This window comes from Nonomuraea gerenzanensis (assembly GCF_020215645.1).
GTDB classification, from domain to species: Bacteria; Actinomycetota; Actinomycetes; order Streptosporangiales; family Streptosporangiaceae; genus Nonomuraea; species Nonomuraea gerenzanensis.
Window position 1 is genome coordinate 7,835,249 of record NZ_CP084058.1, and the last position, 12,665, is coordinate 7,847,913.

Annotated in this window: 12 protein-coding genes; 2 read left to right on the forward strand and 10 right to left on the reverse strand. The window is 71.9% G+C overall.

What is annotated here, in order from left to right; all coding sequences use genetic code 11:
• Positions 1-153: 153 nt before the first annotated feature.
• Complete coding sequence (locus LCN96_RS36265; RefSeq protein WP_225276138.1) at positions 154-990, forward strand: maleylpyruvate isomerase family mycothiol-dependent enzyme; 837 nt, start codon at positions 154-156, stop codon at positions 988-990.
• Positions 987-1,643: an MBL fold metallo-hydrolase gene (locus LCN96_RS36270; protein ID WP_225266932.1), complete on the forward strand. Its 657-nt coding sequence runs from the start codon at positions 987-989 to the stop codon at positions 1,641-1,643. Before LCN96_RS36265 ends, LCN96_RS36270 begins: the two co-directional genes overlap by 4 nt.
• A gap of 86 nt (positions 1,644-1,729) precedes the next feature.
• Here the strand turns inward: LCN96_RS36270 and LCN96_RS36275 are convergent, their stop codons facing one another.
• The 10 genes from LCN96_RS36275 to recN all read right to left on the reverse strand — a co-directional run bounded on the left by LCN96_RS36275 (position 1,730) and on the right by recN (position 12,616).
• Complete coding sequence (locus tag LCN96_RS36275) at positions 1,730-1,996, reverse strand: hypothetical protein (RefSeq protein WP_225266933.1); 267 nt, start codon at positions 1,994-1,996, stop codon at positions 1,730-1,732.
• Positions 1,997-2,056: 60 nt separating this feature from the next.
• On the reverse strand, positions 2,057-2,890 hold the full coding sequence (gene pssA, locus LCN96_RS36280) for a CDP-diacylglycerol--serine O-phosphatidyltransferase (protein WP_225266934.1): 834 nt from the start codon (positions 2,888-2,890) through the stop codon (positions 2,057-2,059).
• Positions 2,877-3,488 (reverse strand): phosphatidylserine decarboxylase, encoded by a 612-nt coding sequence (locus LCN96_RS36285; protein WP_225266935.1) that lies wholly within the window; start codon positions 3,486-3,488, stop codon positions 2,877-2,879. The genes pssA and LCN96_RS36285 overlap by 14 nt, the downstream gene beginning before the upstream one ends.
• A gap of 138 nt (positions 3,489-3,626) precedes the next feature.
• Positions 3,627-4,610 (reverse strand): TerC family protein, encoded by a 984-nt coding sequence (locus LCN96_RS36290; protein ID WP_225266936.1) that lies wholly within the window; start codon positions 4,608-4,610, stop codon positions 3,627-3,629.
• A 192-nt stretch (positions 4,611-4,802) separates the two neighbouring features.
• On the reverse strand, positions 4,803-6,083 hold the full coding sequence (locus LCN96_RS36295) for a glycosyltransferase family 4 protein (RefSeq protein ID WP_225266937.1): 1,281 nt from the start codon (positions 6,081-6,083) through the stop codon (positions 4,803-4,805).
• 33 nt (positions 6,084-6,116) lie between these two features.
• Positions 6,117-7,727, reverse strand: a complete 1,611-nt coding sequence (gene murJ, locus LCN96_RS36300; RefSeq protein ID WP_225266938.1) for a murein biosynthesis integral membrane protein MurJ — start codon at positions 7,725-7,727, stop codon at positions 6,117-6,119.
• A gap of 70 nt (positions 7,728-7,797) precedes the next feature.
• Complete coding sequence (locus LCN96_RS36305) at positions 7,798-8,661, reverse strand: hypothetical protein (RefSeq protein WP_225266939.1); 864 nt, start codon at positions 8,659-8,661, stop codon at positions 7,798-7,800.
• A 1-nt stretch (position 8,662) separates the two neighbouring features.
• Entirely contained in the window at positions 8,663-9,640 is a 978-nt protein-coding gene (locus tag LCN96_RS36310; protein WP_225266940.1) for a copper transporter, read from the reverse strand.
• The gene (gene steA, locus LCN96_RS36315) at positions 9,637-10,833 is read right to left on the reverse strand and encodes a putative cytokinetic ring protein SteA (RefSeq protein ID WP_225266941.1); all 1,197 of its coding nucleotides are present in this window, start codon (positions 10,831-10,833) and stop codon (positions 9,637-9,639) included. Before steA ends, LCN96_RS36310 begins: the two co-directional genes overlap by 4 nt.
• 73 nt (positions 10,834-10,906) lie before the next feature.
• Positions 10,907-12,616: a DNA repair protein RecN gene (recN, locus tag LCN96_RS36320; protein ID WP_225266942.1), complete on the reverse strand. Its 1,710-nt coding sequence runs from the start codon at positions 12,614-12,616 to the stop codon at positions 10,907-10,909.
• Positions 12,617-12,665 lie beyond the last annotated feature (49 nt).

Sequence of the window (12,665 nt, forward strand, 5' to 3'; positions counted from 1 at the left end):
ATTTCGGCGGCCCGCTTCGCGGCCTCCGAAAATCCGTCCCTCACAGGTTACGGCCAACTCCCCCACAGAACGGAGCCCTTCAACATTCAACCTCCTGACCTGCGGCTTTATGCCCGCCCTGCACAGCCACCCTAGATGAGAAAATCCGTGGACATGACCGTCCTTCCTGCGCTGCAGGCCGAGCTCGCCGCCGCGACGAACCAGCTGCTGGCCACGGCCGCGTCGCTCTCCGACGCCGACGTGGCCGCCCCCTCTCTCCTGCCCGGCTGGACCAGGGGACACGTCCTCGCCCACCTCGCCAGGAACGCCGACTCCCACATCAACCTGCTCACCTGGGCGAGGACCGGCGTCCGCACCCCGCAGTATCCCTCCCACGAGGCCAGGTCCGCCGAGATCGAGGCCGCCGCGGCCCGCCCGGCGGCCCGCCTCCTGGCCGACGTCGAGGACGGGGCCGCCCGCTTCGCCGCCGCCGTCCGCGACCTTCCCGAGCACGCCTGGACGGCCACGGTGGAGGGGATGCGCCCGCCGCCCCACCCCGCCTGGTACGTGCTCGTCCGCCGCCTGCGCGAGGTCGGCTTCCACCACGTGGACCTGGCCGCCGGGTACGGCCCCGCCGACTGGCCGGCCTCGTTCGTACGCAGGGAGCTGCACGACTGCCTGCGCACCTGGCCACCGGGACACGGCGCGATCGGCCAGATCGTCCTCATGGACCGCGACGCGGGCGGCCAGGTCCCGGGCCGGGCCGCGGGCGGCGGGGCGACGGCCGAGGTGTGGCCCGGGCTCGGTCACGGCCCCGCCGTCACCGCCACGCCACGAGACCTGCTTGCCTGGCTCACCGGCAGGTCCGGGGGTCAGGGCGTTAGTCTGTTGCCCGCGGGGCAGTCGCATGTGCCAGGTCCCGGGGGCGCCGATCTTCCAGAGCCGCCACCGTGGCTGACGATGACGGCCCCCGCTGATCTACCCGCGACGCCCCCGAAGGACTACCCATGACCTACACAGGTGACGTCCAGGTCGGCGGCCCCGCCGACGTGCGCGAGCTGCCCGCGCTGACGATCTGCAAGCTCGCCGTCGGCCCGTACGACAACAACGCCTATCTGCTGCGCTGCATCGAGACCGGCGAGAGCCTGCTCATCGACGCTGCCGCCGACTCCGACCGGCTGCTCGCCCTCATGAACGACCAGCCGGTCGCCACGATCGTCACCACCCATCAGCACGGCGACCACTGGCAGGCGCTGGAGCAGGTCGCCAAGGTGACCGGCGCGCAGCTGGTCGCCCATCCGCTCGACGCGCCCGCCCTGCCCGTGCCCGTGGACCGCACGGTCGAGCACGGCGACACGATCACGGTCGGCGCGATCGGTCTGGAGGTCATCCACCTGCGGGGGCACACGCCCGGTTCGATCGCGCTGCTGTACGACGGCGGCCCGGCGGGCCGGCACCTGTTCACCGGCGACTCCCTGTTCCCCGGCGGCGTCGGCAACACCCAGCAGGACCCGGAGCGCTTCAACCGGCTCTACACCGACGTGGTGGAGCGGATCTTCGATCGCCTGCCCGACGAGACCTGGGTCTACCCGGGCCACGGCAAGGACACCACGCTCGGCGTGGAGCGTCCCGCGCTGCCGGACTGGAAGGCCAGAGGCTGGTAGAAGGCGCCGGACCGCCGGCACCTGTGGTCGCAGTCCGGGCAGCTCACGAGCGGGCCGCCGGCACACCCATGGTCAGATCCGGCGGCCTATGAACGGGCCGCCAGCACCCGTACGATCCGGTCGGCCGCCAGGGCGGGATCGTCGGTCACCCCGACGAGCTCGCCCCACGACCAGCGGTAGAACCAGCCCTCGGAGAGCGGCACGCAGTCGACGGTCTCGGCCAGCATGAACGTGTCGGGGTGGCAGACGCGCAACGCGGGCGGATGCGACCGCAGCAGGGCGGTCAGCCCGCGTTGCTCCAGCTCCGTGGCCAGCTTCCCGAGGTGGTACGTACGCGTGTGCTCACGCGGCATGGCCGACATGGCTCCATCAAAGCCGAAATATGACGAAAAATCCCGTCACTTACGGATCGGTTAGCCTTTGTAGTGCCCGATGCGCTCGGCTTCCTTGCGCTGCTCACGCTTGTAGAACAGCACCCGCAAGGGAATGGCGGCCACGAGCGCGATCTGCATGGTCGCGCCGATCTTGATGGGCAGGTCACCGCCCGAGGGCCAGGCCACCCAGAACGTCAGGAACGCCACGTTCACCATGATCCACCCGAGGACGACCGCGGCGAGCTGCCCCTTCGGCTTGGGGTACTCGATGCGGCTGACCATCAGCCAGGCCACGCCGAGCACGGCCAGCAGCGACCAGACGCTCGGCTGGAACAGCAGCACGATGGAGATCACGGTCATCGCGCCCATCGGGATGGGCAGCCCCATGAAGTCGCCGCTCTTGGTCTTGACGCAGGCGAACCTGGCCAGGCGCACGACCCCGGCGACGAGCACGGCCGCGGCCGCGGCCAGCACCGCCATGAACGGCACCTGCTGGGTGAACCCGCCCCAGATCACGACCATGAACGCGGGCGCGAACCCGAAGCTGATGACGTCGGCGAGGTTGTCGAGCTCGGCACCCATCGCCGAGGCGCGGAAGCGCCGCGCCACGAGCCCGTCGAACAGGTCGCACGTCGCACCGATGAGCAGCAGCACGATGGCGGTCGCGAAGTAGCTGGGCGCGGGCGTGAACCGCCCGCCGTCGACCTGGAGCTGCTGGATGGCGGAGTAGGCCAGCACGCACACCGCGAGGAACCCGCAGACGGCGTTGCCGAGCGAGAGCGAGTCGGCGGCGGACAGGCGGAACGCCTTGCCGACCGGGCCACGAGGCTCTTCCTCTTCCGCCTGCCAGCTACCGGCGTCAGCCGCGGTCAATTCTGGTCACCCCCGCAACCGTCTTCTGCCCCACGGACACCGCGGGAACGATCCCTTCGGGCAGGTAGATGTCGACCCGCGAGCCGAACCGGATGAGCCCGATCCGCTCCGCCTGCTCGACCTTGGCCCCGGCGCTCAGGTACGGCACGATCCGGCGCGCGACTGCGCCCGCGATCTGCACCATCTCGATGTCGCCCAGCGTGGTCTCGAAATGCCACACCACGCGCTCGTTCTGGTCACTGTCCTTGTTGAACGCCGGCAGGAACCCACCTGCCACATGCTGCACGGAGGTGACATTTCCCGCAAGGGGGGCACGGTTGACGTGCACGTTCAGCGGGCTCATGAAGATCGCGACCCGGGTGCGGCCGTCGGGCCACGGGTCGATGCTCTGCACCACGCCGTCGGCGGGCGACAGCACACGACCGTCGCCCGGCGTGCGGTCAGGGTCGCGGAAGAACCAGAGCATGCCCCCGGTGAGCGCGCTCAGCGGCACCGCCGCGAGCGCCCATCGCCGGTCCCGGCGCGTCAGCAGAGCGGTGGCGGCCGCCGCGGCCGCCGTCGGGAGGAGCCACGGGGAGACCCCGCGCGCGAGCCTCATGCGGCTCGGCTTAGCAGAATCGTCTGACACGTACAACCTTTGGTGGTGACTGGACTGGGCGCTTTGCCGTGATGTTACAGAACCCACAACTATTACACGGCACAACTACACAAGCAAAGCGCCTCGAAGCCCATTTCGCTAGACCTGCTCCGGATGCGGCTCCTCGCCCTTGCGCGCGTCGATGCGAGCCTTGACCAGGCTCGCCACTGTGGTGACGACCATGGTGGCGCCGATGACCGAGAGCGACACCCAGATGGGAATTTCGGGCGCCCAGGAGACATGGCTGGCGTGCAACGCCTCCAATACGAGCTTAACCCCGATGAACCCCAGGATGAACGCCAAACCGTAGCTGATGTAGACGAGCCGCTGCAGCAGCCCGCCCAGCAGGAAGTAGAGCTGACGCAGCCCCATCAGGGCGAACGCGTTGGCGGTGAAGACGATGAAGGGGTCCTTCGTGAGCCCGAAGATCGCCGGAATCGAGTCGAGCGCGAACAGCAGGTCGGTGCTGCCGATGGCGACCATCACGATGAGCATCGGCGTCACCATGCGCCTGCCGTCGATCTTGACGGTGACCTTGGAGCCGACGTAGCCCTCGGTGGTCGGGAAGGCCCGGCGCACCCACCGCAGCACGACGTTCTCGTTGAACTCCTCCTGGTCACCCTTGAGGTGCTGACGGACGATGTTGATCGCCGTGTAGACCAGGAAGGCGCCGAAGACGTAGAACAGCCAGCTGAACCGCTCGAGCGCGGCGGCGCCGAGCGCGATGAAGATGCCGCGCATCACGAGCGCCAGCAGGATGCCGACGAGCAGCACCTTGTGCTGGTACGCCCGTGGAACGGCGAACCGGCTCATGATGATGAAGAAGACGAAGAGGTTGTCGACGCTCAGGCTGTATTCGGTGATGTAACCCGCGAAGAACTCTCCGGCTCTGTCACCTCCGGAGGTGAACCAGAGGAGCACGCCGAACGCCACGGCGGCGGCGACGTAGAAGGTGACCCAGTATCCGGCCTGCCGCATGGAGAACTCACGTGCTTCTCCGCGGTCGACGATCCACAAGTCAACAGCAAGGACGACGAGGAGACCGCCGATGACGGCGATCCAGGCCCACAAAGGTTCAGTCACTCAGACCCTCCGGCAAGCATGCTTCAGCGCCGGAGGTCTCTCCCGCCCGCACGAACCGCGGACCGGCAGCCCCGGGGGCCCCGTGGAGCGGGGCTGCACCGTGATGACGAGGCTGTCGCGAAGGGATACTCCCCTCCCTAACCCAGGCAGTATATGAGAACGCCAGGAGCGCGCGTAATCATCCTCCTGGCCTTACGCCCGGTACACCCCGAGCGCACTCGCCACGGCCTCGTCCTCGCCGGGCATCTCCCGCCCCCGCCGCTCGGCCGCCTCCGCCAGCGTCCGCGCAGCTCCGGGCGTCTCCAGCAGCTCCCGTACGGCCGCACGGAACCGCTCCACGTCCCCGTACGGCACCAGGATCCCGGCGTCCCCGAGAATCTCAGGAATCCCGCCGACGTCGGAGGCGATGGCCGGGGTCCCGGTCATGAGCGCCTCCCTGAGCGTGAGCGGCTGCCCCTCCCACCGGCTCGGCATCAGCAGCACCTCGGCGGCCCCGAGCAGGTCGGGCACGTCGTCCCTGTTGCCCAGCAGCACCACGGGCAGCCCCTCGGCGTCGATCCTGCGCTGCAGCTCCCCCCGCAACGGCCCTTCCCCCGCCACCACGAACAACGGCCCGCCACCACTTTCCCGCGCCGCCCCCGCCGGCCTTCCAGCGCCCCCCAGCGCCCCCGCCGGCCCTCCAGCGCCCCCCAGCGCCTCCACCGGCCCTGCAGCGCTCCCCCGCGTCCCCGCCGCGCCGTCCTCGCTGCCCCTCGCCGCCCCCGCCACGGCATCCTCACCGAACTTCAGCGCCTCCGCCGCGCCGTCCTCGCCACCCAGCACCCCCGCCGCGCCGTCCTCGCCACCCCGCCAAGGCCCGGCCGCCACGTCGAGCAGCGTCTCCAGCCCCTTCTGCTGAGCCAGCCTGGCCACGGTGAGCACGATGGGCCGATCCCCGGCCCCCAGCTCGTCCCTGACCTCCTGAGCCGTCCGCGTCGCCGGCCGCGGCGCCGGCGCCGCGATCAACGCCGCCCGCACGTCCCGGGCCCCCAGCCGCCGCATCCGCTCGCCCAGATCCGGCGAGACGGTCAGCACCTGCCCGGCTCGCCGCGCCACGATCCGCTCCAGCACCCCGTACACGACCCCCACGAACCCACCGGCCGTCAGCGCGTTGTGCAGCGTCACCACCGGCCCCCGCCGCCCGAGCGCCGCCAGCGCCCCGGCCCGCAGCCCGTGCGCGTGCACCACGTCGGCGCCCCTGGTCAGCCGCCGGATCGCCAGCACCGCCCGCAGGTCGTTCACGGGATCGGGCCGATCGGAGACGGGCACCTCCACGAACCTCGCCCCCGCCTCGCCGAACGAGAACTGCTCCTCGACGCTCCCCGGCCCGGCCACCAGCACCTGATGCCCCCGCCGGACGAGCCCGGCCACCAGCATCAGCACATGCCGCCCGGTGCCACCGGACGTGGTGCCCAGCACGAAAGCCACCCGCACGCCCCGATCCCTCCTCATCCCATCACCGCCGGCTCAGCCGTCGCCGCCGCGCCGCCGCAGCAGCCCGGTCAGCGCGTCGGTGTCGGGCCGGTCCGCCAGGGCGACGACGGCCCCGCCGACGACCAGCGCCACGACCGCGCCGAGCACGGCGGCTCCCACGTTCGCCCACACGCCGCTCACCCCGAGCAGCGCCACCACCCCGGCCCCCGCCAGGTACCCCAGCAGCCCGCCGCCGACCGCCGCCGCCCCGGCCCTGAGGAGCCCGGCCACGGCCGCCCGCCCGCGCGCCGCCACGACGGACCGCAGGAGCAGCCCGCCGCCCACGCTCATGCCGACGCTCATCCCCAGCGCCATCCCGCCGATCTCCCACCCGTCGGGCAGCACCAGCACGAAGACGATCTGGGCGACGATCACCACGCCCCATCCGGCCACGGTGCCGACGGCGACCGCGCGCCCCCGGCCGGCCGCGTACAGGACGCGACTCAGGTGCGCGATGAGCCCGTACCCGATCAGCCCGGGCGTGAACAGCGCGATCGCCGCCGCCAGCTCACCGGGCGGCACCTCGCTCTTGTCCGCCAGGAACACCACTGCGCCGGGCCCGGACGCGGCGGCCAGCACGCCGGCCGCCAGCCCCGACACCAGCACCACGGCCCGGGTCGTGCGCGCCGACAGCGCCGCGAACGCCTCCGGATCGCCCGCCTGCGCCGACAGCCGGGGGAACGCGCTGGTGGCGATGGGCACGGCCAGCACCGCGTACGGCACCAGGTAGATCGCCCAGGCGTAGTTGTAGACGGCGATGGCCCCGTTGCCGATGGCGTGGTTCGACAGCACCAGCACCACGATCATGGCCGCCTGCTGGGCGAGCAGCGCCGCGATGCCCGCCAGCGCGAGCCTGCGCACCTGCCCGGCCACCCCGTCGGGGAACCGTAAGGTGGGCCGCCACCGCAGCCCCAGCCGCGCCACGGGCCCGAGCACGGCCAGCACCAGCGACAGCACCCCCAGGCTGGTGCCCACCGACAGCGCCAGCTCGGCGGGGCCCGGCAGCGCCCCCGGGTCGCTGGTGCCGCCGCTGAGCGGCACGAACAGCAGGTAGGCGACGATGACCACGATGCTGGACACCAGGGGCGCGACCGCCGGCCCGGTGAAGCGCTTGTGCGACTGCAGCACGCCGTAGAGCACGACGGCCACGCCGTACAGCGGGATCTGCGGGGCGAAGACGACGAGCATCCGGGTGGCGACCGCGCTCACGTCGCCGACGTCGCAGCCGTCCACGGCGCCGCCGAAGAACAAGCCCGTGATCGGCCCCGCGAAGACGGCCAGCAGCACGCCGACGGGCACGAGCACGACCAGCACCCAGGTCAGCAGCGCCGAGCCGATCCGCCCCGCCCGCTCGCGCGAGCCCCGGCCGGCCGCGCCGGCCAGCATGGGAACGACCAAGCCCGCCAGCGCTCCCCCGGCCACCACCTCGAAGATGATGTTGGGGATCTGGTTGGCCGTCATGTACGCCGTGGACAGGCAGTTGGTGCCGACGGTGCCGGCGAAGGCGTACTGCTTGGCGAAGCCGATGACGCGCGCCAGCACGGTGATCGCCCCGATGAGCATCGCACCGCCCGCGACGCCCCGCGCCGTCACCGCACCCACCACCCTGCCTCCCTCAGCCATCCACGCTCACGCAGACATCCTGGCAGGCCGGGGCGACAATCGCGGACCTCGGTCACACGGGGTCGACCGGGCGGCGGCCGAGCATGTCGATGCCGTTGAGCACGCGGTTGCCCGCGATGACCTTGGTGAAGCTGACCTTCTCCGCCGCCGCCGTCAGCGCCACGACGGTGCCCAGCAGGGCGTAGCGGCCGGGCCTGCCCAGCCGGGTGACGGCGGCCAGGCCGAGCAGGGCGCCGAGGGCGTTGGCGCCGGCGTCGCCGAGCATCGCGCGCTCGCCGAGGTCCTCGGGCAGCAGCGCCGCGGCGGCGCCGAGCGGGGCTGCGGCCAGCGCGGCCGTGGCGGGCGAGTCGCTCAGCAGCGCGGCGGCCAGCAGCGGCCCGCCGGTCAGCAGGCCGACCTTGATGGCCCGGCCGGGGCGCAGGTCGAAGAGGTTGGCGAGGTTGGCGGTGGCGGCGATGGTGGCGCCGTTCAGAAGGGTGTCGGCGGGGCCGTCGGAGACGAGGGCGGCGGCGGCCAGGCCACCGGCGCCGATGCCGAGGATCTTGACGGCGCCGCTGGTGACCTCGCCGCGGGCCAGCGCGCTGAGGTGCCCCTTGAAGCCCTTGGAGGAGGTGGTGCCGTACAGGTCGTCGTAGGCGCCGACCGCGGCGCTGCCGGCACCCGCGAGCAGGGCCGCCGCGCGTACCCGCGGCGGCAGGCCGGGCGTGAGCGCGGCGGCGGTGCTTGCGCCCGCGGCGAACGCGGGGCCTTCGAGCAGCGTGATGGGCTCGCCCCGGTGGTTCTTCCTGGTCCAGCGGCCGCTCAGGTCGGCGGGCCGGTTGCGGGTGAACGCCGTGTAGGCGGCGCGGGCGGCCACGGCGCCGATCGCGGCGCCGGCGATGGCGTACAGCAGGCCACGGGCCCGGCTGGCAGGCATGTCAGCTCCCTGACGTGGTGGTGGGGGACGGAGTCGCGGACGTCACCGCCGGGACGGGGGCCGAGGCTCCCTTGCCCACGCCGTATTGGCCGGCGCGCCCGGACAGCTGCTCCCGGAGAGAGTAGACGATCGCGACGCGCCCCACGGGCATGTCGGCGGTATCGACCGTGGACACGCGCTTGGAGACCTCGCCCTCGTCGCGCACGGCGGTGATCGCGTCACCGGCCGGCGCGGCGGCGTCGGCCGTGCCGGCCAGCACCGCGCCCTGGCTGCCGACGTCGAGCCCGTCGGCGACGGAGACGATGGCGCCCGCCTGGGCCTCGGCGTTCTCCCCCTCGTATGCCTTCTCCGGCGCGAACATCACCACGAGCGTGGCCCGCTTGACCGGATCGCCCTCGGCGGTGAGCAGCCCGCCCGCCTCGAACGTGCTGAGCACGTCGGCGGTGGCCGGGTTCGGCGTGCCGCCCTGGGCCTGGTCGGTGGTGACCAGGGTGGCCGCGAGCAGCGCGGCGGCCCGGTCCCAGCTCGTGGCGGTGGCGGGGAAGACCATGTTGACCGGCTTGAGCTGGTTGACCAGGCCGTCGAGCACGCCCTTGGTCTTGGGGTCGAAGAACTTCTCGCTCAGCGCGACGCGGCCGGAGATCTCCGCGCCGGCCTGGTCGAGCACCTGCTCCGAGGCCTCGCGCACGGCGTTGCTGGAGCCCGGCGACTCGACCAGCAGCACCCGCTGGCCGGCCAGGTCGCCGGCCACCAGGTCGCCCGTGGCGGAGATGATGAACTGGTCGTTGCCCGCCTCGCGCCCGCGCAGGGTGTCGATCTGCGCGCGCAGCTCGTCGTTGGACGCGGTGAGCCCCGCGGTCACCTCCTCGATGGACTTGACCGCCGGCCCCTGCAGCAGCGTGGTGCCCAGCACGATCCCCACCGCGAGGGCCAGGAAGATCGCGACGATGGAGACGAGGTGGTAGCGAAAATCGATCACGAGAAGAGTCCGACCAGCCAGAAGATGAATGCGTTCCAGAGGTCTTGCAGGCCGTTCAGCCAGGTGCGGCCGAGGGGCGAGAGGCCCAGCGCGACCCCCATGGTGATCAGCGCGGTGATCACGAGCAGGAGAAGTTGGGAGGTGGTGATGCGGCTGCGGTAGAGCCTGCTGACGCCCTTGGCGTCGATGAGCTTGCTGCCGATGATCAGCCTGGTGAGGAAGGTGCTGGCCATGCCGGAGCGGCCCTTGTCGAGGAACTCCTCCAGCGTGCCGTGCGTGCCGACCGCGACGATGAGCTCGGCGCCCTTGTCGTCGGCCAGCAGCATCGCGATGTCCTCGCTGGTGCCGGTGGCGGGGAAGATGACGGCTTCGCGGCCGAGCTGGTGCACACGCTCCAGGCCGGGCGCCCTGCCGTCGCGATAGGCGTGCACGACCAGCTCGGCGCCGCAGGTGAGGGCCTTGGTGGAGACCGAGTCGAAGTCGCCGACGATCACGTCGGGCAGGTAACCGGCCTCCAGCAGCGCGTCGGCCCCGCCGTCCACGCCGACGAGGACGGGACGGTACTCGCGGATGTACGGGCGCAGTGTGGCGATGTCTTCCTTGTAGTGATATCCGCGCACCACGATGAGGACATGTCTGCCCTCCATGGGGGTGCGGATCTCAGGCACGCCGACTCCGTCGATGAGAAGCTTGCCCTCACCGCGAACGTACTCCATCGTGTTGACGGCGAAAGCCTCGATCTGCACGGCGAGGCCGGCGCGCGCCTCGGCCATGGCCGCCTCGACGGTCTCCAGGGTCTGCGGCTCGCCCTTGCCGACCACGTCGTCGTCGAGGTAGACGACGCCCTCGCAGACACGGACGACGTCGCCGTCCTTGACCCGCTCGAACAGCTCCTGATTGGCGTTGTCGACGAACGGCACGCCGCTGTCCAGCAAAATCTGGGGCCCCAGGTTGGGGTAACGGCCGCTGATGCCGCTGGCGACGTTGACCACGGCCGCGGCGCCGCACGCGACGAGCGCCTCCGCGCTGACCCGGTCAACGTCGACGTGGTCGATAATCGCGATTTCCCCGGGCTGGAGGCGTTTGGTGAGCCTCTTGGTACGCCGGTCGATTCTCGCCACTGCCGTTACACCGGGAAGGCCCTCGACCTTCCTGCCGCGGAGGCCCGGCATTCTGCTTCCCGGAACCTTCATCAAGACCATCCTGCCAGAGCGAAACAGCGCGGAGGCCACGCATGGCGCGGCGTGTCCGCTATGTCACCCAGGATCACCTGTCTGCTGCCGCGAGCCCCAGCAGTTCTTCCGCGTGCGCCCGGCCCAGCTCGGAGTCCTCCAGACCGGCCAGCATGCGGGAGAGCTCGCGCACCCGTCCCTCATGGTTGAGCGTGACGACACCACTGCGCACGACGCTGCCGTCGCTCGCCTTCTCGACCACCAGATGCTGGTCGGCGAACGCCGCCACCTGTGGCAGATGTGTGACCACTATCACCTGCGCGGTGCGGGCCAGCCTGGCCAGCCTGCGCCCGATCTCGACCGCCGCCTTGCCGCCGACCCCCGCGTCGACCTCGTCGAAGACGAACGTCGGCACGGGGTCGGCGCCGGCGAAGACCACCTCGATCGCGAGCATCACCCGGCTCAGCTCACCGCCGGAGGCGCCCTTGTTGAGCGGCAGCGGCGGCGCGGCCGGATGCGCCGCCATCCGCAGCTCCACCTCGTCGCGCCCCTCGGGGCCGAACTCCTCGCTCTGGGTGAGCTGGACCACGACCCTGGCGTGCGGCATGGCCAGCGCGGTCAGCTCCTGCGTCACGGCCTGGCCGAACCGCTCGGCGGCGGCCTGGCGCACGTTGGTCAGCTCGGCGGCCAGCTCGGTGAGGCGGGCGGTCAGCTCGTCGTACTCGCGGGTCAGCTCGCCGATGCGCTCGTCGTCGCCCTCCAGCTCCGACAGGCGCGCGGCGGCCTGCTGCGCCCAGGCCAGCACGCCCGCGCTGTCCTCGGCGTACTTGCGGATCAGGCTGGACAGCACCGAGCGGCGCTCCTGGACGGCGGCCAGCCGCGCCGGGTCGGCCTCGATCGACTCCGCGTAGGCCGCCAGGTCGGTGGCCACGTCGGAGATCAGGTATCCGGCCTCGGCCAGCCGGTCGGCCACGCCGGCGAGCTGGGCGTCGAAGTCGCGCACCGCCTCGACGGCCGCCCGCGCCTCACCCAGCAGCGAGATCACGTCGTGCGGGCTGCCCGCGGCCTCCATCGGGTCGCCGAGCAGCGCCGTGTGCGCGCTCGTCGCGGCGCTGCGCAGGGCGTCGGCGTGCGAGAGCCGCTCCTCCTCGCTGCGCAGCTCGTGATCCTCGCCGGGCTTGGGGTCGACCTTCTCGACCTCCTCCAGGCCGAACCGCAGCAGGTCGGCCTCCTGCGCCCGCTCCCTGGCCCTGGTCGTCAGCTCCTCGAGCTGCGCGGCCACCTGCTTGTGCCGCTTGTACGCCTGCGAGTACGCCCGCAGCGGCTTGACCAGATCGTTGCCGGCATACCGGTCGAGCGCGGCCCGCTGCCTGGCCGGCTGCAGCAGCCGCTGCTGGTCCATCTGCCCGTGGACGGCCACCAGGTCGTCGGCGAGGTAGGTCAGCGTGCCCACGGGCACCGTGCGCCCGCCGAGCCACGCCCTGGACCTGCCCTCGGCCGAGACCGTGCGGGAGATGATCAGCTCGCCGTCCTCGGCCTCGCCGCCGATGTCCTCGACCTGCTGGGCCACGCGCCCGCCGGGCTCGATGACCAGCGTGCCCTCGACGCTCGCCCGGTCGGCGCCCGGCCGCACGCGCGAGGGGTCGGCCCGGCCGCCGAACAGCAGCCCGAGCCCGGTCACGACCATCGTCTTGCCCGCACCCGTCTCGCCGGTGACCACGTTGAAGCCAGGCGAAAGCTCGAGCACGGCCTCGTCGATGACGCCGAGCCCCTGGATGCGGACCTCCTCGACCCTTGGTCGCACTGCCCACTCCCGTTCACTGCCGTGTCTGACGCCGCTGCCTTCGACCGGT

Bases quoted from the DNA above. Each gene is read 5' to 3' on its own strand.
- LCN96_RS36285 (WP_225266935.1), bottom strand. From the start codon at position 3,488: ATGAGGCTCGCGCGCGGGGTCTCCCCGTGGCTCCTCCCGACGGCGGCC.
- LCN96_RS36265 (WP_225276138.1), top strand. From the start codon at position 154: ATGACCGTCCTTCCTGCGCTGCAGGCCGAGCTCGCCGCCGCGACGAAC.
- LCN96_RS36275 (WP_225266933.1), bottom strand. From the start codon at position 1,996: ATGCCGCGTGAGCACACGCGTACGTACCACCTCGGGAAGCTGGCCACG.
- steA (WP_225266941.1), bottom strand. From the start codon at position 10,833: ATGAAGGTTCCGGGAAGCAGAATGCCGGGCCTCCGCGGCAGGAAGGTC.
- LCN96_RS36270 (WP_225266932.1), top strand. From the start codon at position 987: ATGACCTACACAGGTGACGTCCAGGTCGGCGGCCCCGCCGACGTGCGC.
- LCN96_RS36305 (WP_225266939.1), bottom strand. From the start codon at position 8,661: ATGCCTGCCAGCCGGGCCCGTGGCCTGCTGTACGCCATCGCCGGCGCC.